The 20,807-nt window shown below is 61.9% G+C and carries 18 protein-coding genes; 6 read left to right on the forward strand and 12 right to left on the reverse strand.

The annotated features are described in order from the left end of the window. Positions 1–13 precede the first annotated feature (13 nt). The 5 genes from EEQ99_RS33350 to EEQ99_RS33370 are packed head-to-tail and all read right to left on the reverse strand — an operon-like array spanning position 14 to position 5,345. Positions 14–1,090, reverse strand: a complete 1,077-nt coding sequence (locus EEQ99_RS33350; RefSeq protein ID WP_029868036.1) for an ABC transporter ATP-binding protein — start codon at positions 1,088–1,090, stop codon at positions 14–16. Between the two features lie 25 nt (positions 1,091–1,115). Beyond that, on the reverse strand, positions 1,116–2,213 hold the full coding sequence (locus EEQ99_RS33355; RefSeq protein WP_028757924.1) for a Gfo/Idh/MocA family protein: 1,098 nt from the start codon (positions 2,211–2,213) through the stop codon (positions 1,116–1,118). Continuing rightward, positions 2,213–3,100 (reverse strand): carbohydrate ABC transporter permease, encoded by an 888-nt coding sequence (locus EEQ99_RS33360; RefSeq protein WP_028757923.1) that lies wholly within the window; start codon positions 3,098–3,100, stop codon positions 2,213–2,215. The genes EEQ99_RS33355 and EEQ99_RS33360 overlap by 1 nt, the downstream gene beginning before the upstream one ends. Beyond that, entirely contained in the window at positions 3,093–4,052 is a 960-nt protein-coding gene (locus tag EEQ99_RS33365; RefSeq protein WP_028758429.1) for a carbohydrate ABC transporter permease, read from the reverse strand. The genes EEQ99_RS33360 and EEQ99_RS33365 overlap by 8 nt, the downstream gene beginning before the upstream one ends. A gap of 6 nt (positions 4,053–4,058) precedes the next feature. Beyond that, complete coding sequence (locus EEQ99_RS33370; protein WP_029733086.1) at positions 4,059–5,345, reverse strand: ABC transporter substrate-binding protein; 1,287 nt, start codon at positions 5,343–5,345, stop codon at positions 4,059–4,061. 251 nt (positions 5,346–5,596) lie between these two features. Here EEQ99_RS33370 and EEQ99_RS33375 point away from each other — a divergent pair, with 251 nt between their 5' ends. The 5 genes from EEQ99_RS33375 to EEQ99_RS33395 all read left to right on the forward strand — a co-directional run bounded on the left by EEQ99_RS33375 (position 5,597) and on the right by EEQ99_RS33395 (position 10,901). Next, the gene (locus EEQ99_RS33375) at positions 5,597–6,274 is read left to right on the forward strand and encodes a TetR/AcrR family transcriptional regulator (RefSeq protein ID WP_127431870.1); all 678 of its coding nucleotides are present in this window, start codon (positions 5,597–5,599) and stop codon (positions 6,272–6,274) included. A gap of 131 nt (positions 6,275–6,405) precedes the next feature. Continuing rightward, positions 6,406–7,554: a Gfo/Idh/MocA family protein gene (locus EEQ99_RS33380; protein WP_029733084.1), complete on the forward strand. Its 1,149-nt coding sequence runs from the start codon at positions 6,406–6,408 to the stop codon at positions 7,552–7,554. A 3-nt stretch (positions 7,555–7,557) separates the two neighbouring features. After that, positions 7,558–8,721, forward strand: coding sequence for a dihydrodipicolinate synthase family protein (locus EEQ99_RS33385; protein ID WP_028758433.1), 1,164 nt, complete (start codon positions 7,558–7,560; stop codon positions 8,719–8,721). A gap of 29 nt (positions 8,722–8,750) precedes the next feature. Continuing rightward, on the forward strand, positions 8,751–9,581 hold the full coding sequence (locus EEQ99_RS33390) for a sugar phosphate isomerase/epimerase family protein (protein WP_127431871.1): 831 nt from the start codon (positions 8,751–8,753) through the stop codon (positions 9,579–9,581). Between the two features lie 42 nt (positions 9,582–9,623). Further along, positions 9,624–10,901: a Gfo/Idh/MocA family protein gene (locus EEQ99_RS33395; RefSeq protein WP_127431872.1), complete on the forward strand. Its 1,278-nt coding sequence runs from the start codon at positions 9,624–9,626 to the stop codon at positions 10,899–10,901. Between the two features lie 35 nt (positions 10,902–10,936). Here EEQ99_RS33395 and EEQ99_RS33400 read toward each other — a convergent pair whose 3' ends face one another. The 3 genes from EEQ99_RS33400 to EEQ99_RS33410 are packed head-to-tail and all read right to left on the reverse strand — an operon-like array spanning position 10,937 to position 14,837. After that, a complete protein-coding gene (locus EEQ99_RS33400; protein ID WP_127431873.1) occupies positions 10,937–11,947 on the reverse strand; it encodes a hydroxyacid dehydrogenase in 1,011 nt (336 codons plus the stop codon). After that, positions 11,944–13,800 carry a DUF2264 domain-containing protein gene (locus EEQ99_RS33405; RefSeq protein WP_127431874.1) on the reverse strand — a complete coding sequence of 619 codons (1,857 nt, stop codon included), beginning with the start codon at positions 13,798–13,800 and terminating at the stop codon, positions 11,944–11,946. The genes EEQ99_RS33400 and EEQ99_RS33405 overlap by 4 nt, the downstream gene beginning before the upstream one ends. 5 nt (positions 13,801–13,805) lie before the next feature. Next, on the reverse strand, positions 13,806–14,837 hold the full coding sequence (locus EEQ99_RS33410; protein WP_029868038.1) for a LacI family DNA-binding transcriptional regulator: 1,032 nt from the start codon (positions 14,835–14,837) through the stop codon (positions 13,806–13,808). 145 nt (positions 14,838–14,982) lie between these two features. Between EEQ99_RS33410 and EEQ99_RS33415 the strand changes: the two genes are divergently transcribed. Next, on the forward strand, positions 14,983–16,269 hold the full coding sequence (locus tag EEQ99_RS33415; RefSeq protein ID WP_127431875.1) for an ABC transporter substrate-binding protein: 1,287 nt from the start codon (positions 14,983–14,985) through the stop codon (positions 16,267–16,269). A gap of 154 nt (positions 16,270–16,423) precedes the next feature. Here the strand turns inward: EEQ99_RS33415 and EEQ99_RS33420 are convergent, their stop codons facing one another. Genes EEQ99_RS33420 through galE form a run of 4 tightly spaced genes read right to left on the reverse strand, consistent with a single transcriptional unit; the run spans position 16,424 to position 20,807 of the window. Then, positions 16,424–17,392: a glycoside hydrolase family 26 protein gene (locus EEQ99_RS33420; protein WP_028756229.1), complete on the reverse strand. Its 969-nt coding sequence runs from the start codon at positions 17,390–17,392 to the stop codon at positions 16,424–16,426. Between the two features lie 3 nt (positions 17,393–17,395). Continuing rightward, the gene (locus EEQ99_RS33425) at positions 17,396–17,917 is read right to left on the reverse strand and encodes a DUF995 domain-containing protein (protein WP_028756230.1); all 522 of its coding nucleotides are present in this window, start codon (positions 17,915–17,917) and stop codon (positions 17,396–17,398) included. Positions 17,918–17,955: 38 nt separating this feature from the next. Further along, positions 17,956–19,827, reverse strand: coding sequence for a glycosyltransferase family 2 protein (locus tag EEQ99_RS33430; RefSeq protein WP_127431876.1), 1,872 nt, complete (start codon positions 19,825–19,827; stop codon positions 17,956–17,958). Further along, the gene (galE, locus tag EEQ99_RS33435; RefSeq protein ID WP_028756232.1) at positions 19,824–20,807 is read right to left on the reverse strand and encodes a UDP-glucose 4-epimerase GalE; all 984 of its coding nucleotides are present in this window, start codon (positions 20,805–20,807) and stop codon (positions 19,824–19,826) included. Before galE ends, EEQ99_RS33430 begins: the two co-directional genes overlap by 4 nt.

Consider the following 20,807-nt stretch of genomic DNA (forward strand, 5'->3'; position numbering starts at 1 on the left):
TGTCAAGCAGCGCTTAGATCGTCTTGCCGGCGGCATCGAAGACGTGGCAGCGGGCCGGATCGAAGAAGGTCTTCACATTGGTGCCACGTTCCACCTTCTGCTGGCCGTCAAGCGCGACAGTCAGAAGCTGGCTGTCCGGCGTCGTGGTGTAGAGCATGGTGGCGCCGCCCAGGTTTTCGACGAGATCGACATTGACGGTCGAGAGCGTGATAGCGCCTTCGGTCAGCGAAAGATGCTCGGGGCGGATGCCGAAGGTGACATCCTGTCCGACCGCGCCTTTCAACCGGCGCGGCAGATGGACGGAATTGCCGCAGACATGGATGCTGGTTTCGGTCTCACCGACCTGCTCGATGCGGGCCTTCAGGAAATTCATCTTCGGGCTGCCGATGAAACCGGCGACGAAGCGGTTGGCCGGGTTGTTGTAAAGATCGAGCGGCGCGCCGACCTGCTCGATGCGGCCGGAATTCAACACCACGATCTTGTCCGCCATCGTCATGGCTTCGACCTGGTCATGGGTGACATAGATCATCGTGTTGCCGAGGCTGCGGTGCAGGCGGGAGATTTCGACGCGCATCTGCACGCGCAGTTCGGCATCGAGGTTCGACAACGGCTCGTCGAACAGGAAAATACGCGGCTCGCGCACGATGGCGCGGCCGATCGCGACACGCTGACGCTGGCCGCCGGAGAGCGCCTTCGGCTTGCGCTCCAGGAGCTTCTCGATCTGCAGGATCTCGGCGGCCCGCTTCACTTTCGGCTGAATATCGGCCTTCTTGTAACCCGCCGTCTCCAGGCCGAAGGCGAGGTTCTTATAGACCGACATATGAGGATAGAGCGCGTAGGACTGGAAGACCATGGCGATGCCGCGCTTGGCCGGCGCCACTTCGTTCATGCGCTCGCTGTCGAGCAGCAACGCGCCGCCCGAGATCTCCTCGAGACCGGCGATCATGCGCAGAAGGGTCGATTTTCCGCAGCCCGAGGGGCCGACAAAAACGACGAATTCGCCGGGATCGATCGTCAGGTCGATGCCATGGATCACGTCCAGCGAGCCATAGCGCTTCTCGACCTTCTGAAGAACGACACTGGTTGCCATCTTCTCAAAACCTCTCTTTTGCCGGTTACTTCGTTCTTGCGCGCCAATCGGCGTATTTCGGACTGTCGGGACCGACCGGCAGCGGCACTTCAGCGCCGCTGTCGGAAGACTGGTAGATGGCGGTGACGAGTTCCAGCGCGCGGCGCGCGTCCGTCGTTGTCACCGGCAGCGGTCCTTGACCGCTGAGGAAGGCATGGAACTGGCCCATCTGGGTGGTGAAGCGCGGCGCGACCGGCTGCCAGTCGCCGACCACCCGGTCGATCTTTTCCTGCACGTCATCATTCGCGGCGATGATCTTCCATGGATCCTTGCCTGGTGTGTAGGGCTCGTGGGTGCTTTCGAAAGTGACATTCTCGAAATGCAGCCTCAGCCGGCTCATCTGTTCCTGTGAACCCAGCGTGCAGGACAGCGAGACGAAGGCACCGTTTTCCATCAGCAGGCTGGCGGAGGCGCAATCCTCGACCTCGATATCGTTGACGCGGGTGGCGACGCGGCCGAAGACCCTTGCCGCCGGACCCATGAGATGCATCAGCATGTCGTGCAGATGCAGGGCATGGGTGACGAGCACACCGCCGAGTTCCGTCGCCCATTTGCCGCGCCAGGGCACGGCGTAATATTCCGGCTTGCGCAGCCAGAAGGTTTCGACCGAGGCCGTATAGGCTTTGCCGGCAATACCGGCGTCGATGATCCGCTTGGCCTTCTGGATACCGTCGCCATAGCGGTATTGGAAGATCGGCATCAGCACGCCTTTGGCGTTCCTTTCCGCTTCCATGATGGTATCGACGCCGGCAAGCGAACCGGTCAACGGCTTTTCGCAAACGACATGTTTACCGGCGGCGAGCGCGGCGACCACCTGCTCCAGATGGATGCCCGGCGGGGTGCAGATATCGATGATGTCGATCGTGTCGTCGGCGAGCAGCTCGGCGAAGGAGGTGGTACGCCGTTCGATGCCGAACTCGTCGCCGACGGCCGCCAGACGCTGTTCATTCAGGTCGCAGATTGCCGCGACCTTGAACTTGTCTGCATGCGGCAGATAACCCTCGACGATATGGGAGCGGCCGATACCGCAGCCGACAATCGCGACCGTCCTGATGCTCATCTCGTTCTTTCCCGTTGCCGCCATCAGCGCTTCATGCCCGTCGTGGCGATGCCCTCGATCAGAAGGCGCTGGAAGAACAGGAAGAAGAAGAAGACCGGCACCAGCGTCAGAGTCGACATGGCGAACAGGCCACCCCAATCCGATGCGCTGGTGGAATCCACGAAGGTGCGCAGGCCGAGCTGGATCGTATAGGTGTTCATGTCGTTCAGGTAGATCAGCGGACCGAAGAAATCGTCCCAGGTCCAGATGAAGGAGAAGATGGCGGCCGTCGCCAGCACCGGCAGCGACAGCGGCAGCATGATCTTCCAGTAGATGCGCCAGGCGCTGCAGCCATCCATCATCGCCGCCTCATCGAGTTCGCGCGGGATGCCGCGGAAGAACTGCACCATCAGGAAGATGAAGAAGGCATCGCTTGCCAGGAACTTCGGCACGACGAGCGGCAGGATGGTGTTCACCCAGCCGAGGTTGAGGAAGAGCACATATTGCGGGATCAGCGTCACGTGATAGGGGATCATCAGCGTGCCGAGCATGATCGCGAACCAGAAGTTCCGGCCGGCAAAACGCAGCCGCGCAAAGGCGAAGGCCGTCAGCGAACAGGCGATAACATTGCCGGTCACCACCAGCAGCGAGATGACGAGCGAATTCCAGAAGAACCGGCCAAAGCTGACATCGAGGCCGACCCAGCCGCGCGCATAGGAGGAGAGATCGATCGACGACGGGATAAGCGAGGTCGAGGAGAAGATCTCGTTTTCCGGTCTGACCGATGCCGAAACCATCCACAACAGCGGATAGAGCATGAGAAGTGACGCGGCGATCAGCAGGGCGTGGATGATGAGCGACCCCGGCAGGCTGCGTTTGTTGATATCCGATGGCGGCCTGGCCGCAGTGACGGAAGCGGTCATCTCAGTCATCGTAGTGCACCCAATAACGCGAGGTCAGGAAGGAGAAAGCGGTGAAGATCGCGATGATCACCACCAGGATCCAGGCAAGCGCCGAGGCATAGCCCATGCGGAAATTGCCGAAGGCTTCCTGATAGAGGTAGAGCGTGTAGAACAGCGTCGAGTTGATCGGGCCGCCCGTGCCGCCTGATATGATGAAGGCCGGCGTGAAGGCCTTGAAGGCTTCGATCGTCTGGACGACGGCATTGAAGAAGATCACCGGCGTCAGAAGCGGCAGGGTGATCTTGTAGAATTGCCGGAATTTCGAGGCGCCGTCGAGGCTGGCCGCCTCATACATGTCCTGCGGGATCTGGCGCAGGCCAGCCAGGAAAATAATCATCGGCGAGCCGAACTGCCAGACCGACAGTGCCACCAGCGTGTAGATCGAATAGTTCGGATGCGAGATCCAGCTCGGACCTTCGATGCCGAAATGCGAGAGCGCGGCATTGACGAGGCCATCGCTGGCGAAAAGCTGACGCCAGAGCACGGCGATCGCCACGCTGCCGCCCAGCAACGAGGGGAGATAGAAGATGGCGCGATAGATCGGCAACCCGCGCAGGCCGCGGTTCAGCGCCATGGCGACCAGCAAGGCGAAGGTCAGTTTGAACGGGACGGAGAAGACGACATAGGTCAAGGTGACGTGCATGGCGGCCGAAAATTTCGGATCCGCCGTGGCGATGCGCACGTAATTCGCTATTCCCACCCACCTCGGCGACTGCAGCATGTCGAAGTCGGTGAAGGAGAGGTAGAGCGAAATCAGGGCCGGCCCGAGCGTCAGCCCGAAAAAGCCGATGAGCCATGGAAGAAGGAAGAGATAGCCGGGAGCATTGGCGTTCCAGAGACGCCTGAAACGTCCTTCGGCCACGGCCCCCTGATATCTTTCCACATTTATGGCCCCTGCGGGCGTGCGCATCGCATTGCTCATACGGGATCAGCCTCGTGCGAGAATCTGCGTGATTTCGGTGACAAGCTGTTTGCCGCCATCGGCAGGAGATAGCTGTCCGAAGGCCACCTGCTCGGCGATGTTACGCAGCATCAGTTCGCCTTCACCGGCGCCGGCGGGCGGCGGCGGCGGCAATTTGCCGGCGAGATCGCCAAGGCCGCTGACATATTCCAGCGGAACCTTGCCGTTCTCATCGAGCTTCGCCGCGACGACCTCGCGCATGGCGCTCGATTCCGGAATGCCGCGTTCGACATCCAGGAGGACCGCTGCCTCGGGGTTCTTGACGAAGAAATTGACGTAGTCCACGGCCAGGTCGACCGCTTGCGACTGGGCCGAGACCGAGAAGAACATCGAAGGCTTGCGATAATGGCCACCCTTCGAATCCGCCTTGATCCGCATATAGTTGGTCAGCGCCAGCTTGTCCTTGTTCATTGCCTGATAGGCGACGAACTGGTTGGAATGGGCAAAACCGGCAGCCGACTTGCCGAGCGAGACCGTGTTGGTGTCGATATCGTTCTTGTCGAGAGCCTGGACATCGGCGGGAACGCAGGCGCCGGCCTCACGGAACTTGGCCCACATGTCGTACCATTCCGAGGCGTCGTCCACGCCGAAGGCGATCTTGCCGTCGGCGGTATAAAGCGCCTTGCCGCGCTGGCGCAGCCAGTTTTCGAACAGCGGTTCACCGCCGCTGCCGTCGGCCATGCCAAACATGCCCTTGCGTTTACCGGCCTTGGTGATCTCCGCACCCATGCGGGCGAACTCTTCCCAAGTGGTCGCCTGCGTCGGCAGATCGACGCCGGCTTCCTTGAAGGCGGTGGTGTTCAGGACCGTGGCGGCCGAATTCGCGCCGAGGCTGACGCCATAGAGATGGCCGTCGACGCTGCCGCCTTCGATCTGCGCCTTGTCGAAATCGTCGAGGTTGAGCTTGGCCGGCATATAGGATTCGAGCGGGGCAAGCGCGCCGCGCCGGGCATACTGAACGATATAGCGGTAATCCATCTGGATCACGTCGGGCGCGTTGCGACCGGCGACCTGGGTCGCAAGGCGCGGCCAGTAATCGCCCCAGCCGAGGAATTCGCCGGTGATCGACGTGCCCGAATTCTTAGACTGATAGAGCTGCGATACCTTGTTGGTACGATCTGCGCGCGGCTGCGAGCCCCACCACAGGAGACGCAAGCGCTTTTCCTGTGCCAAAGCGCTGGTTCCAAGCGCCGAGAGCGAAAGGAGCGTGGCCCCTCCCGCAACGAAATTACGTCTGCTTACACGTAGGGTCATTTTTTCCTCCTCCAAAGGGAAGCGCCTCCACACGCTTCCGAAACTAGTTACCCTTGCATAAATAACTAATTGGTTACAAGCTACGAGCAAAGCGGCAAGTGTGTCAAGCGGTGTCGGCCAGAGCGTGGTGCCGAAAAGTGTGAGCGGTTTCGGGCGACATCGTGCTCCGGCTGTTTGAGCCCTGCAAATTCGGTTTTTACAATTTCGCACCGAAGGCTTATGAGCGCAACATGCGAGACGGAGGTGGAGCGATGAACGACAGCGGGGAGAATGGGGAGAAGAAAAGGTCTCGACGCCCACCTCAGGAACGGACGACGCAGCGCGATCCGGAGCGGACGCGCGCCGCGATCCTTGAGGCGGCAACCCGGGAATTCGCCGAAAACGGCATGGGCGGGGCCCGCGTCGACGCAATCGCCGAACGCGCCGGCACCAACAAGCGCATGCTCTATCATTATTTCGGCGACAAGGAGCAGCTCTATCTCCGCGTGCTCGAAGAAGCTTATGTCGGCATCCGTACCGCCGAGCGCGCGCTTCATATCGGCGACCGCAGCCCGGAGGAGGGCATCGGCGAACTGGCGTTGTTCACCTGGCGTTATTTTCTCCAGCACCCGGAATTCCTCAGCCTGCTCGGCACAGAAAATCTGCATCGCGCCCGCTGGCTGCGCCAGTCCGTCCGGCTCAAGGAACTGCATTCGCATCTGATCGGCGAGCTTTCTCAAGTGCTCGAGCAGGGAAAGAAACAGGGTGTCTTCATCGAAACCGCCGATCCCCTGCATGTCTACCTGACAATCGCCTCACTCGGTTATTTCTACCTGTCGAACCAGTACACGCTTTCGACGATCTTCGGCCGCGACCTGATCGAGCCGACTCATCTCAATGCCTGGGAAAGGCATATCGTCCACGTCACGCTCGCCTCGATCAAGCGCTGAATTTCAAAAATCGGATTTGACGCTTGACAGCCGCGTCGCTCTTCTGCCATCAAGTAACTGTTTAGTTACCGGCTCGGGAGGGCCGGGCGACGATGCCCGCTCCCGCCGCAAAAGATTGCTGGGAGGATAAAATGGCACGCTTGGGGATCATCTTGCACGGCGTCACCGGCCGCATGGGTTACAATCAGCACCTGGTGCGCTCGATTCTCGCCTTCCGCGACCAGGGCGGCATCACATTGAAATCGGGCGAGAAACTCGAGATCGACCCGATCATCGTCGGCCGCAACGGCGCCAAGATGGAAGAGCTGGCGAAGAAGCACGGCATCAAGCGCTGGTCGACCGATCTCGACGCCGCGCTCGCCAATCCCGACGACACGATCTTCTTCGACGCCGGCACGACGTTGATGCGCGCCGAGCTGCTGTCCAAGGCGCTCGATGCCGGCAAGCACGTGTATTGCGAAAAGCCGATCTCCGACGACCTGCAAGTGGCGGTCGACCTTGCCCGCAAGGCGCGCCGCTCGGGCCTCAAGCACGGCGTCGTGCAGGACAAGCTTTTCCTGCCCGGCCTGCGCAAGCTGGCGCTGCTCAGGGATTCCGGCTTCTTCGGCAAGATCCTCTCGGTGCGCGGCGAATTCGGCTACTGGGTCTTCGAAGGCGATTGGGGCGTGCCCGCCCAGCGTCCGTCCTGGAACTACCGCAAGGGCGACGGCGGCGGCATCATTCTCGACATGCTCTGCCACTGGCGTTACGTGCTCGACAATCTGTTCGGCGAAGTGAAGGCCGTCTCCTGTCTTGGCGCGACGCATATTCCGCGCCGCATCGACGAACAGGGCAAGCCCTATGATTGCGATACGGATGATGCGGCCTATGCGACCTTCGAGCTCGAGGGCGGCGCGATCGCGCAGATCAATTCCTCCTGGGCGGTGCGCGTCCGTCGTGACGATCTCGTCACCTTCCAGGTCGACGGCACCCATGGTTCGGCCGTCGCCGGCCTGACGAAATGCTGGAGCCAACACCGCGTCAACACGCCGAAGCCGGTCTGGAACCCGGATCAACCGCAGACGATCGACTTCTACAAGACCTGGGACGAGGTTCCGGACACCCAGGCCTTCGACAACGGCTTCAAGGCGCAGTGGGAAATGTTCATCCGCCATGTCGTCGAAGATGCGCCGTGGCCCTATGGCCTGGAAGCCGGCGCCAAGGGCGTGCAGCTCGCCGAGCTCGGCCTGAAATCCTGGGCCGAACGCCGCTGGCTCGACGTTCCCGCACTGGAGCTCTGAACCGTGACGACGATCAATCTCCCCCTCGACGGCAAGATCGTCCCCTATACGCTGACCGGCACGCCGATCGCGGTCGCCAAGCGCGACGCCAAGTCCTTTCCACGCATCGCCTTTGCCGCCGCTCATGTCGTTGCCGATCCGCTTGCCGACAACGATCCGTGGCTGACGCCGGCGATCGACTGGGAGCGGACGCTTGCCTTCCGCCACCGGCTCTGGGATCTCGGCCTCGGCGTTGCCGAGGCGATGGATACGGCGCAGCGCGGCATGGGCCTCGGCTGGCCGGAAGCGCGCGAGCTGATCCGCCGGGCGCTTGATGAAGCGGCCGGGCGCAAGGACGCGATGATTGCCTGCGGGGCCGGCACCGATCATCTGACGCCTGGCCCCGACGTCACCGTCGACACTATTCTCAGGGCCTATGAGGAGCAGATCGAAACGGTGGAGGCGGCCGGCGGCCGCATCATCCTGATGGCGAGCCGGGCACTTGCCGCCGCCGCCAAGGGGCCGGACGACTATGTCAGCGTCTACGACCGCATCCTCCGCCAGGTGAAAGACCCTGTCATCATCCATTGGCTCGGCGAAATGTTCGATCCGGCGCTCGAGGGGTATTGGGGCAATGGCGACCATCTGAAAGCCATGGAGACCTGCCTCGAGGTGATTAGGGCCCATGCCGACAAGGTCGACGGCATCAAGATCTCGCTGCTCTCCAAGGAGAAGGAAGTGGCGATGCGCCGCCAACTGCCGAAGGGCGTGCGCATGTATACCGGCGACGATTTCAACTATGCCGAACTGATCGCCGGCGACGAAGCGGGTCATTCCGACGCGCTGCTCGGTATTTTCGATGCGATCGCGCCGGCAGCTTCGGCGGCCCTCGAAGCGCTCGGTCGCAAGAGCAACCATGAATTCTTCGATCTGCTGGAGCCGACCGTACCGCTGTCGCGCCACATCTTCAAGGCGCCGACGCGCTTCTACAAGACCGGCGTCGTCTTCCTCGCCTATCTCAACGGTCTGCAGGATCATTTCGTCATGGTCGGCGGACAGCAGAGCACGCGCTCGCTGGCGCATCTGGCGGAGCTTTTCCGTCTGGCCGACAAGGCGCGGGTTCTGGCCGACCCCGAACTCGCCGCAAGCCGCATGCGTCAGGTGCTCGCCGTCCACGGCGTCAACTGAAGCAGGACACCGGGTGGGAGGAGAATGACATGCAGGTCGAAGGACTTTCGATCAATCTGGCGACGATCCGTGAGCAATGCGGCTTTGCCGAAGCCGTCGACATCTGCCTGAAACACGGCATCACCTCGATTGCGCCCTGGCGCGATCAGGTCGCCAAGGCCGGCCTCGACGAAGCGGTGCGGATCGTCAAATCGAACGGCATCAAGCTGACCGGGCTTTGCCGCGGCGGTTTCTTCCCGGCAGCAAACGACGCCGACTGGCAGAAAAACCTCGACGACAACAGGCGCGCCATCGACGAGGCGGCCGCATTTTCAGCCGACTGCCTCGTGCTCGTCGTCGGCGGCCTGCCGGGCAGTTCGAAGGATATTGTCGCGGCTCGCCAGATGGTGTTCGACGGCATTGCTGCCGTGCTGCCGCATGCACAGGCGGCCGGCGTCAAGCTTGCGATCGAACCGCTGCATCCGATGTATGCCGCCGACCGTGCCTGCGTGAACACGCTCGGCCAGGCGCTCGACATGTGCGAGCCGCTTGGCGAGGATGTCGGCGTGGCGATCGATGTCTACCATGTCTGGTGGGACCCCGACCTTGCCCACCAGATCGCCCGAGCGGGCCGTATGAAACGCATCTTTGCCCATCACATCTGCGACTGGCTGGTGCCGACCCGGGATATGCTGCTCGACCGCGGCATGATGGGCGATGGCGTGATCGACCTCAAAGGCATAAGACGAATGATCGAGGCCGCCGGCTTCTTCGGTGCGCAGGAGGTGGAGATCTTTTCGGCAGAGACATGGTGGAAACGCCCGGCCGACGAGGTGATCGCCACCTGCGTCGAACGCTTCCGGAGCTGCTGCGAGATCTGATTTTCAATATTTGTTTCATCACGCATGCAGGAGGATCATTCGATGGAGAAACGCCGTTTTGCCCTGATCGGCACCGGGAACCGCGGCACCACCATGTGGGGCAAGGATCTGCTGGCCGGCTGGCGCGAGCATGTCGACCTCACAGCCATCGTCGAGAAGAATTCGCTTCGCGGCGAGCGCGCCCGCAACATGATCGGCAGCAACGCGCCGCTCTACGACAATATCGATTCCATGCTCGTCGAGCAGAAGCCGGATCTGGTCATTGTCTGCACGCCCGACCATACGCATGACGATATCATCGTGCGGGCGCTGGAGTCCGGCATCGACGTCATCACCGAAAAGCCGATGACCACCTCGGTCGAGAAAATTCGCCGGATTCTCGACGCAGAAAAGCGCACCGGCCGCCGGGTCGACGTCTCCTTCAATTATCGCTATGCGCCGACCGCCGCCAGGATCAAGGAACTGCTGAATGCCGGCGAGATCGGCCGGGTAACCTCCGTCGACTTCCACTGGTATCTCAACACCAAGCACGGCGCCGACTATTTCCGTCGCTGGCATGCCTATACGGAAAATTCCGGCAGCCTGTTCGTCCACAAGGCAACGCATCATTTCGATCTGCTGAATTGGTATCTCGACAGCGATCCCGAGTCCGTCACCTCGTTTGCCGACCTGCAGAACTACGGCCGCAAGGGCTCGTTCCGCGGGCCCCGCTGCAAGCTCTGTCCGCACACGCAGGAATGCGACTACTATCTCGATCTCGAGGCCGATCCTTTCCTCGACCAGCTCTACGAGGAGCCCTCGAAGATCGACGGCTACTTCCGCGACGGCTGCGTCTTCCGCGAGGATATCGACATTCCCGATACGATGGTGGTGTCCCTCCGCTACCGCAACAACGTCCATGTCTCCTATTCGCTGAACACCTTCCAGCCGATCGAAGGCCATCACCTCGCCTTCAACGGCACCAAGGGGCGGATCGAGCTTCGCCAATACGAGGCTCAGCCCTGGGAAGAGCCGAAGCAGGACACGATCCTGCTCATCCGCAATTTCTCGAACGGCAAGGAGGCGGTGGAGCGCATTGTCGTTCCGCATTTCACCGGCGGCCATTACGGCGGCGACGACCGGATGCGCAATATGATCTTCAAGCCCGATATGGAAGACAGGCTCGCGCAGCGCGCCGGCACGCGGGCGGGCGCCATGTCCGTGCTTTGCGGTATCGCCGCGCTGACGAGCTCGCGCACCGGCAAGGTGGTCGATATTGCCGAGCTGATGCCTGAGCTTGCCAATGACGGTTCGCCGAATTCGCTGAGGTCGTCACGCTGACGCCTGCTGTGTAAGCTCGCTCGGCGAGGCGCGCGTCAGGCGATGTTTTCGAGATTCTCCCGGCGGATTTGGTAGAGCAGCGGCCGACCGGCCGCGAAGCGCTCGACCTCGTCAGCCGCCATCTCGCCGAGGCGCGCCCGTTCCAGGCCGACGGCGCCGGCAATATGCGGCGTCAGAAAGACATTCGGCAGATCGTAGAAAGCAGAATCGGGCTCAGGGATCTCCGGATCGGTGACGTCGATGACCGCGTCGATGCGGCCGCTCTTCAGCACTGAGAGCAGTGCGGCCTCATCGATAAGAATGCCGCGCGCCGTGTTGATGAGTGTTGCCCCGTCCTTCATCAGCGACAGCCTTCGCGCATCGATCATATGCTGCGTCGAGGGCAGCGACGGCGCATGCAGGGAAACGATATCGGCTTGTCGCATCAATTCGTCGAGCTCGACCTTTACCGCTCCGAGGCCGGCCGCCTCGACGGCATCTAGCGTCGGATCGGAGAGCAGCAGCCTGTAGTCGAAGGGTTTCAACAGCTCGATGACGCGCCGACCGATGCGCGAAGCGCCGACGATGCCGACGGTGCGGCGGTAATTTCCGATCGCCTGACGCTGCATCGAATGGGTCCGGTCGCGGTTGCGATCGGCGACATAGAGATCGCGGAAACGGAAGACCCGCTTGCCGGCGAAGATGATCGCGGCAAGCGTGAATTCGGCAACCGGCACGGCGTTGGCCTCGGCCGCATGGCTGACCGGGATACCGGCCGCGAAGATGGCGTCGTCGATGACGCCCTTGACCGTGCCCGCAGCATGAACGATGAGCTTGAGGTGCGGCGCCGCGGTAAGCATTTCGGTCCCGGCATAGGGTCCGCCCCAGCCGGTGATCAGGATTTCGGCCTGGGCCAGCAGACGCCTCGCACGCTCGTCGTCGAAACGCTGCAGCGGTTTAGCGTCCAGCAGGCGGCCGATGCCGTCCAGCCGGCGCAGAACCTCATCCGGCAAGACATGCTCGGTGCGCGACGGCTGCATGGCAAGGACAATCGCCGGATGGCTCATGGCATCTGCCCCGGCGCTTCGATGGCGCTCACCGTCACGCCCCTTTCCCTCACCACGGCCTCCAGCGCCGTAATGTCAGGCGCTTTCGGCGGTCTTGTCCAGGCAGACGAAACGGCAGCGGGATTGTCAAGCCCCAGCACCGCCGTCACCAGGATGGTTTCGCCGGCCGGAATCTGGCCGCGCAGCTGCGGCACGAGGGTTTTCGCAACGATCACATTGGTGTTGGGCATTGCCTTCTGGACGAGCCCGGACCGTTTCACCGAAGAGCCGAGATCGAGAATGCCGGTGAAATCGGCCTCGCCGATTGCATAGGCAACCCCATTCGAGGCGGACAGCCTATCCAGCTCGAAATCCCGGCGACCGATGGCAAATCCGCCTTCGGCAATCCGCAGCGGCCGGCTTGTCCTCACCCGGTGGAGGCGGATATGCCAAGGTACTGCGGGCACGAGCCAGGTTTCGACGCCGACATCCGGGAAAGGCGACCATTTCGCAAAAAGCACGTCGCCTGCGAGCCTGGCCTCCTCGTTCGTTTCGCGCACCCGGTAGTGCAGGCCGTCATCGCTGAAGGCCAGCATCGAATCAAAGGCGGCGAGCGCAAAGGCGCGCTCATCGGCCTCGACGCTGAAGCCGTAGCGGGCGGAATAGGCGAACTTGGCGTATTTTTCCGTGCCGAACCGCATCTGCAGATTTTCCTGGCCGGAGGATAGCGCCACGACATCGCCGCCCGCCCGCATGATCACCATGCCGGGATGGTGCTGGGGAACGACCTCAGGCGCCTGCTCCGGCGCTTTTTCCGTCGCGGTCCAGAATGGATGATCCTCCGCGATCGCCAGCGGCAGGAAGGCCTTGAAGGCCCAATAGGGCGAACCGGTGGAATTGTAGCTTTCGGACATCAGCAGGTTTGGATAGCCGAAACCGATCGACAGCACGCCGTCGCGATCGGCAATCGGCTTGTCCTTCCACCAGCGCAGATGCTGCAGGCAGAGATGCTTGACCTCACCCCAGGGCAGAGCTTCAACATCGGCAAAGGCAAGCGCCGACCAGAAGCCGGCGCAGGCGAAGCGATAGGTCAGACTGCGGCCGAAGGGGATCGTCGCCCCGTCCGCGGCAAACCAATGCCGGAAATCCCGGGCAAAAAGGATCGCGCGGTCGCGATAGCGCTTTGCATAATCGTCGTCGACGAGCTTCGAATAGATCAGGCCATAGAAATGCATGGCAAAGGGAATGTAATGGTCGATGCGGCGCACGTTGCCGTCGCGATACCAGCCGTCGCCGATATAGAAGCCTTCGAGTTCCTGCAGATATTGCCGCGTCAGGCTGCGGTCGAAATCGGCGCCGAGACGATCGAGCGCGATGTCGACGAAAATCCGGAAGAATTTCCAGTTGTTGTCGGCATAGTCGAACTGCCTGACATGCTTGAGATAGGCGATCACATTGCCGCGGGCACGCGCATCGAGCGGTTCCCAGATCTTTTCCGGCACCAGCGCCAGGGCAAAACCGAGAGCGGCAAGCTCGACCATCCGCTGATCGCGGCCATTGACCGTTCCCCAATATTCGGGATGGGCGGGATCGGTGCCGTTTGCGAGGCCTTCGGCGAAACGATGCCAATGGGCAAAGTCGCCGTTGCCGGCACCAAGCGGCGCCAATCCCCAGAGCGGCCGGGCGAAGCCTTCGAGGTCGGCCGCCGCCCGGTCGAAATGGGCGGCGGTGCCGCTCAACCTGACGCGGGCATTGTCCTTCGAAAAGCAGGGAAGCAGCGGATCGAACAGATCAAGGAGGGCGCGGCTCATATCGGCACGGGTTTCGAGCGGATTGCCTGCGAGCGGGTTGGCGCTGGCGGGATCATAGGTCATCGGCGTCACTCACGGGGTTCGACGTTCACAACGGTCCCTCCCGGAACGGGAACGACTGCCTGGCAGATGTGGCGCGCCGGTGCCGTCCTGTCGCGGAAACGGGACAGCATCAGCGAAACGGCCTCGCGCCCGAGAGCGGCGCGGTCGACGCGCATGGTGGAAAGCTGCGGATTGGTCATCAGCGCGCAGGGCAGATCATCGAAGCCGACGATCGCGAAATCTTCCGGCACACGCAGACCGGCTTCGGTGACCGCCTCGAGCACGCCGACGGCGATGAAATCATTCATGCAGAAGGCGGCGGTGAAACCGGCATTTTCGGCAAGGATCGCAGCCGTGTGTTCATGGGCCTCGCGGCTGGCGCTGCCCTGCAGCGTCATGGACACAAAACGGCCCTCGGCACCGGGGACGGCGGCGATCGCCGCCTCGAAACCGCGCACGCGCTCCCGGATCGTATGGCGGTGGGAGCCGCTCAGATGCAGGATGCGGCGATGGCCGGCCTTGGTCAACCGGCTGGTCGCCTCATAGGCTCCAAAGAAATTAGCCGGCGAAACGCCATCGAACTGCATCCTGGGATCGGTGCCGTTGACAAGAACGGTCGGCGTCATGCCGGCTTGCAGCCAGCCGCGCAACATCTCGTTCGGATCGATGCCGACGAGGAAGAGACCTTCGGCGCCTGCCGCCTGCATATGGTCGCGCACGGCATCCGGCGTGGTGCGATCCTCCCGGACCAGCCGGACCTCGAACGGCATGCCTGCGTCGACGGCTCCGGCACGCAAGCCGTCGACGATCGCTTCATAGAAAACGCTGAGACCGCCCGTGACGCCGTCGCTGGCAATCAGCGCCAGCCCCCCGGCAACGGCTTCGGAAGCCGGCTTGACCGGGTAGCCGTGCTCGGCCGCCACCTTCAGGATCTGGCGGCGAACGGTTTCGCTGATACCAGGTTCGTTGGCAAGCACGCGCGACACCGTGGAGACGGAGACGCCGGCCAATGTGGCTATATCGGCCTGACGCGGCCGTCTGATCTTTTGGTCGTTCATAGGCAAACATTATGCAAGTTATGCAAATTTGCAAGAAAATGATTACTTCTTGCAATAAATATTTTTTTGCGTACCCTGTTTGCCGAAATGCCCCGACAGGCCATTGGAGGATGGCAGCGGGGCATATTGGGACAAGGAGGATATCATGCAGGTCAATCGCCGTTCATTCCTGATGGGTTCAGCCGGTGCGGCCGCCGGCCTCGCCTTCGGCGCCGGAAGCGCCATTCCGGCCTTTGCCGAAGATGCGCAGCTCAGGGCTATGTGGTGGGGTTCCAACGACCGTGCCAAGCGCACGCTCGATGTCGCCAAGCTCTATCAATCCAAGACGCCCGGCGTCACCATTGTTGGTGAATCGCTTTCGGGCGACGGTTACTGGACGAAGCTCGCAACGCAGATGGCCGGCCGCTCGATCGCCGACATTTTTCAGCTCGAGCCGGGAACGATTTCCGACTATTCTAAGCGCGGCGCCTGCCTGCCGCTCGATGAATTCGTCCCCTCGACGCTGAAGGTCGACAGCTTCGGCGCCGACATGCTGAAATTGACCACCATCGACGGCAAGCTCTATGGTGTCGGCCTCGGTCTCAACTCCTTCTCGATGTTCTTCGACACGGTCGAATTCGAGAAGGCAGGCATCCCGCTGCCGACGGCCGACCTCACCTGGGATGAGTATGCCAAGCTCGCCGTAGAACTCGCCAAGTCCTCGGGCAAGGGCGGCGGCCCCTATGCGGCGCGCTACGCCTATGTATTCGACGCCTGGCTGCGCCAGCGCGGCAAAAGCCTCTTTGCCAGGGAAAGCGCTGGGCTCGGCTTCACGGCCGACGATGCCAGGGAATGGTTCGACTACTGGGAGAAGCTGCGCAAGGCGGGCGGCACCGTTGCTGCCGACGTGCAGACGCTCGATCAGAATACCATCGATACCAATTGCCTCGGTCTCGGCAAATCGGTGATCGGCATGGCCTATTCCAACCAGATGATCGGCTATCAGTTGATCATCAAGAACAAGCTCGGCATCACCATGCTGCCGCGCGAAAAGAAGGGCGGTCCATCCGGCCATTATTACCGTCCGGCACTGATCTGGAGTGTGGGCGCGACGAGCAAACAGGGCGAAGCCGCCGCGAAGTTCATCAGCTTCTTCGTCAACGATCCCGAAGCCGGCAAGATTCTCGGTGTGGAACGCGGTGTGCCCATGTCAACGACAGTGCGCGAAGCCATCCTGCCGCAACTCAACCCGACGGAGCAGGAAACGGTCAAGTACGTAAACCTGCTCAAGGATCAGGTTGGCGAATATCCGCCGCCGGTGCCGATGGGCGCAACCCAATTCGACCAGCGGGTGCTTCGCCCCATCTGTGACGAACTCGCCTTCGAACGGGTCTCGCCCGCCGACGCGGCAACCCGGCTCATCGAAGAGGGTAAGGCAACGATCAAAGGCTGATCTGTTGCCGGATATGAGAGGAGAGGCCCGCAAAACCCCGGCGGGCCTTTCTGTTTTATGCTAGAGAATTTCCGTTTTCACAGAAATGCTATAGTTTTTTTCACGCAATTCCGGACGCAAAACCGCTACACACTTTTGCTGGAATTGCGTGGTGTCAGTTGCCCAGGCTTTCAACCACGCGCCAATCCGGCCGGCCGAGATCGAAGGGCCAGGCGTGCACATCCCGATCGTTGAAATAGACCACCTCCTGCAGATTCGGGAAGGCGCTCTGCTTCAACGTGGCAGTTTCGATCCACGGCTTCATATAGGCGTCGCCACCTTGATAACCGAGTTCCGCCACCCAGATGGGCTTGCCGTAGCCGGCGACGAGATCATAGCCCTGCTTCAACGCTTCCGAGAACGTGCGGTGCTCATTGTGGGCAAGCTCGTCATAGCGCTGCAGGCCGAAGACCGACAGTCCGACGAGGTCGACATAATCGTCGCCGGGATAATAGGCCTCGAGGCCGGGCAGTCCCTTCGGCGACCACATGATCTGTGTGCCGGGCGCCTCCTCGCGGACGATATCCATCATCCGCTTGTAGGCCGTGATATAGTCCTGCGGGCTCCAGCCGGACCATGAGAACCGCCCCGACGTGTCTTCCATCTCCTGCCCCCAGCGGACAATCACCGGGCTTTTCAGCTGGGATATCATCTGCGTGATCGCACGCATGTTGACATCGTAGTCGCCGCGCAAAACCTTTGCGCGAAGCTGAGCGGAGGTCAGCCGCCAATCGACGTCCCAGGACCAGGGCTCCACTGTTATCAGCAGGTTGCGGCCTCTGGCCAGCGCATAGGCGTCGGCGACGCGCAAGGTTTCGAGGTCGACGTCCTCCCAGGGCAGGAACAAGGCTTCGGTCGCGACATTCGCCTGCGCGCCGAAATCGCCGTGCGGATCATAGGCCCCGAACTTGATGCCGTCGGCATGAAGGACGGGGCGTTTGTCGATGATCGTCCGCACGGCCGCCGCCGGGTTCGGGACAATGCCGGCATATTGCACCTCGCTTCGGCTCGGCAGATCCGCGACACACAATAACAGCAGCGCCATCGCGGCGGTCGAGAGGTGGTTTTTCATTAGCTTCTTCATGGCTCACCCTCCTTTTCGGGCTACTTCCTGGCTCAGCAGGATCTGCTTCAGTTCGCTTGCCTTCGCGCTTACGGTATCGGCGGCAACAAGCTTCCCGAACTCATCGTCCTGGCGCACCGATGCATGGCGGAAGACGTACCACTCACCGCTCGGCTGGCGCCGCTGATAGATCGTGTTGCCGACCTTGCGATGCCCGAAACAGGTGCTGGCGCGGGCCGCGCCCTCGGCATTCGTCCAGGTAGCGCGCATGCAGAGCTGGCCGAGATCGTCGACCACCCATTTGCCTTCGGCGAAAGACGGTTTCCCCTTGTCGTTGCTCCAGGCGACGAACCGCCGACCATCGTCGAAGAAACGGCCGCCTCCGGTATTCCAGGTCCAGGTCTTGTCGCCGTAGATCCGATAGAGCTCATAGGCGCTCAGCGGCGTCGGCGCCTTCGTTTTGGCGATCTCGGCGCCGTGCGCCGCCACCGGCAGACACAGGCTGAGAGCAAGCGCTGCTCCCCATAGTCTCGATCCGATACTCATTACATCCTCCATACTCGACACTTGCCGGTTCCGCCGGCTTACACACCACGTTCGTCTCGGTCGGTTCTGCCGAAACCATTCCATCTCAAGTGGAATTTCACTATCCTGGTCTTGCCGCCGCCGAGGCCGGCCCCGGCCACGGCAAATTGCGATTGGGTAAAACTGACGAGCGTCTGGCCGTGGGAAAGGGCCTCGAGGCTGTGCAGACCATGGGTACCCGCTTGCATGCCGCCGGTGATGCAGATCGCAAACCCCATGGCCGTCGCAAGCCACAGCCGGCGTGATTGCGGCCGTAATGGCAGACCGTTCTCGATTGCGTGGCGAACGACGATCAGCGCCGTCAGTGACAGATAGATCGAAAGATTCATCGCCGCGAAAATATAGAAGCCCTGAGCGGCAGCGGCCTCACTGGCGAGCACCATCGCGACAGCGCACATCCCGGCGAACGCGATATAGGGTGCGATGACGCGCAGCGGCAGCGACTGCTGCTGCTGCCTTCCCTTCGGCGTGATGCGAAAATCGACGAAGGAGCCGCAGATATGATCGCGAACGGCCGCCAGGCTGCCGGCCAGCGACCATGGCCAGCGCAGGAATATGAAGGCAAGCCCTTCCCAGCCGAACAGTTTCGCATCGTAGGGCCGGAAGGTCGCCGTGGCCCGCCAGAAGAAGGCAAACAGCGTCAGCACGATCGAGATCGGCACGAAATGCAGCAGGAATTCCGGATAGGTCACATTGACGAAGACATGGCCCGTCAGAAGCGCTGAAACCGGCAGCAGGAACATTACGGCCATGAAGGCGGAAAAGAGCGGATACCACAGCTGCGAGAACACGAACTGGAACCGCAGCCGCCAGGGCAGGTGCATGACATGGTGGCGGGAATGTTGCAGCAGAATGGTGACGAGGCTGCGCGACCACTGGAATTCCTGGACGACGAGATCGGCGAAGTTTGCCGGGCCGTCGCCATGGGCGATCGCATCGACGGCATGCACGCCGCGCCAACCGCCGGCATTCATCATCAGCGTCGTCGAATGGTCTTCGGCAAGTTCGGGACCGAGGCCGCCGATCTGACGAAGGGCTGATGTGCGAACCGCATAGTGGGAGCCGATGCAAAGAGGCGCCCAGCCATTGTTGTAACCGGTCTGCAGCGAACCATGCAGGCTTGCCTCCGCATAGAGCCTGCCGCGCGCCGCCCAGCTTGCCCCGGCGTTGGCATCGCAGATGCTGGGAGCCGAGACATAACCGACCTCAGGATCGGTGAAGGGGCGCAGGATTTCACGGAGATAGGTCGGCGTCGGTACATGGTCGGCATCGAACTGGGCGACGAAATCGTAGCGCGCATAGCCGAAGTGGTCGTAGAAATAGGCAAGGTTGCCTTCCTTGCAACGTGTGCGACGCGGCCAGATGGTGCGATGATACTCCGCCACGCCCTTTCGGGTGGAGATCAGCACGCCGTGCGCCGCACACCAGCGCCTGGTTTCCTCCGAAGGGTCCTCGTCGGCCAGCCAGACATCGAAATCGACGCCAACCTGGTCGAGCATCGCCTGCAGCGTGGCGCGGACGACGGCAAAGGGCTCGGACGGCGCCTTGGTGACGACCATTGCCACCCGCCCTTCCGGCAGCCGTGCGCGTGGGCTGATCGTCCTCGCATCGAGGAAGATCAGGATGAAATAGGCCGGCACCAGCGTAATCCAGGCAAGCACGAGGGTGATGAGCACGAAAGCCGCCCAGGAAATAATATGGGCGGACTGGCACCACCAGATCCAGAAATAGCCGAGCGACGCCAGCCAGCAGAGGATGCCGAAGCCATAGGCGACGCGGTTCCAGCCGGTGAAAACAGGATCGAATGCATCGGCCGCGGTGGCGGCTTTCGCCATGCCGACGCCGTGGCCAACTTGCGAAGCGTCGCTCATGCGGTCATCTCCAGTCCGAAGGTGGGACCGGCGGTGCGGATGATCGTATCGATATCCGAGAAAACCGGCACGAAGCCGAGTTCCGCCTTTGCCCTTGCCGTGTTGGCAAAGAGGATCGGCGGATCGCCGACGCGGCGGGAGCGATAACGGACCGGAACTTCGCGGCCGCTCGCGCGATGGATCGCTTCGAGAATCTCGCGCACCGAGGTGCCCCGGCCGGAGCCGAGATTGACGCTGAGCGAGCCGCCATCCGCCATCAGGTGGTTGACGGCGGCGAGATGCGCCTGCGCCAGATCGCTGACATGAATATAGTCGCGAACACAGGTTCCGTCCTCGGTCGCATAATCGGTGCCGAAAATATCGAGCCGCTCCAGCCTGCCGGCGGCGGCGAGAAGGGCGCGAGGAATGAGATGGGTTTCGGGGTCGTGGCGCTCGGCAAGCTCACCGTCCGGATCGGCTCCGGCCGCATTGAAATAGCGCAGCGCGGCAAAGCGGATGCCATAGGCAGCGGCAAAATCCTCAAGGGCCATCTCGAATATCAGCTTGGTGCGCCCATAGGGATTGACCGGCAACCGCGGGCTTTCCTCTCGTATCGGCAAGGAGTCGGGAACGCCATAGGTGGCGCAGCTGCTCGAAAAGACGATCCGGTCGATATCCTGGTCGAGGCAGGCCTCGAGCAGCGTCAGACTGCCGACGACGTTGTTGCGGTAATATTTCCTCGGCATGTCGACGGATTCGCCGACATAGGCATTGGCGCCGCAATGGATAACGCAATCGGGCGAAAACTCTGCGAGAGTCCGGCGCAGCATGGCGGCGTCGGCAAGCTCGCCCCGAATGAGGGGCCCCCAGCGGACACTGTCGGCATGTCCCGTAGAGAGATTGTCGTAGGTAACCGGCGTCATGCCGGCGCGCGACAGCGCTTTGCAGATATGACTGCCTATGAAACCGGCGCCGCCGGTAACCAGAATGTAGCGGGGCAT

The sequence above is a fragment of the Rhizobium anhuiense genome (genome assembly GCF_003985145.1).
GTDB lineage: Bacteria > Pseudomonadota > Alphaproteobacteria > Rhizobiales > Rhizobiaceae > Rhizobium > Rhizobium anhuiense.

Coding starts and splice junctions, on each gene's coding strand:
- EEQ99_RS33365 (WP_028758429.1), bottom strand. CDS start 4,052: ATGAGCAATGCGATGCGCACGCCCGCAGGGGCCATAAATGTGGAAAGA.
- EEQ99_RS33360 (WP_028757923.1), bottom strand. CDS start 3,100: ATGACTGAGATGACCGCTTCCGTCACTGCGGCCAGGCCGCCATCGGAT.
- EEQ99_RS33430 (WP_127431876.1), bottom strand. CDS start 19,827: ATGAGCGACGCTTCGCAAGTTGGCCACGGCGTCGGCATGGCGAAAGCC.
- EEQ99_RS33355 (WP_028757924.1), bottom strand. CDS start 2,213: ATGGCGGCAACGGGAAAGAACGAGATGAGCATCAGGACGGTCGCGATT.
- EEQ99_RS33400 (WP_127431873.1), bottom strand. CDS start 11,947: ATGAGCCATCCGGCGATTGTCCTTGCCATGCAGCCGTCGCGCACCGAG.
- EEQ99_RS33410 (WP_029868038.1), bottom strand. CDS start 14,837: ATGAACGACCAAAAGATCAGACGGCCGCGTCAGGCCGATATAGCCACA.
- EEQ99_RS33380 (WP_029733084.1), top strand. CDS start 6,406: ATGGCACGCTTGGGGATCATCTTGCACGGCGTCACCGGCCGCATGGGT.
- EEQ99_RS33405 (WP_127431874.1), bottom strand. CDS start 13,800: ATGACCTATGATCCCGCCAGCGCCAACCCGCTCGCAGGCAATCCGCTC.
- EEQ99_RS33425 (WP_028756230.1), bottom strand. CDS start 17,917: ATGAGTATCGGATCGAGACTATGGGGAGCAGCGCTTGCTCTCAGCCTG.
- EEQ99_RS33370 (WP_029733086.1), bottom strand. CDS start 5,345: ATGACCCTACGTGTAAGCAGACGTAATTTCGTTGCGGGAGGGGCCACG.
- EEQ99_RS33390 (WP_127431871.1), top strand. CDS start 8,751: ATGCAGGTCGAAGGACTTTCGATCAATCTGGCGACGATCCGTGAGCAA.
- EEQ99_RS33395 (WP_127431872.1), top strand. CDS start 9,624: ATGGAGAAACGCCGTTTTGCCCTGATCGGCACCGGGAACCGCGGCACC.
- EEQ99_RS33415 (WP_127431875.1), top strand. CDS start 14,983: ATGCAGGTCAATCGCCGTTCATTCCTGATGGGTTCAGCCGGTGCGGCC.
- EEQ99_RS33375 (WP_127431870.1), top strand. CDS start 5,597: ATGAACGACAGCGGGGAGAATGGGGAGAAGAAAAGGTCTCGACGCCCA.
- EEQ99_RS33350 (WP_029868036.1), bottom strand. CDS start 1,090: ATGGCAACCAGTGTCGTTCTTCAGAAGGTCGAGAAGCGCTATGGCTCG.
- galE (WP_028756232.1), bottom strand. CDS start 20,807: ATGCCCCGCTACATTCTGGTTACCGGCGGCGCCGGTTTCATAGGCAGT.
- EEQ99_RS33420 (WP_028756229.1), bottom strand. CDS start 17,392: ATGAAGAAGCTAATGAAAAACCACCTCTCGACCGCCGCGATGGCGCTG.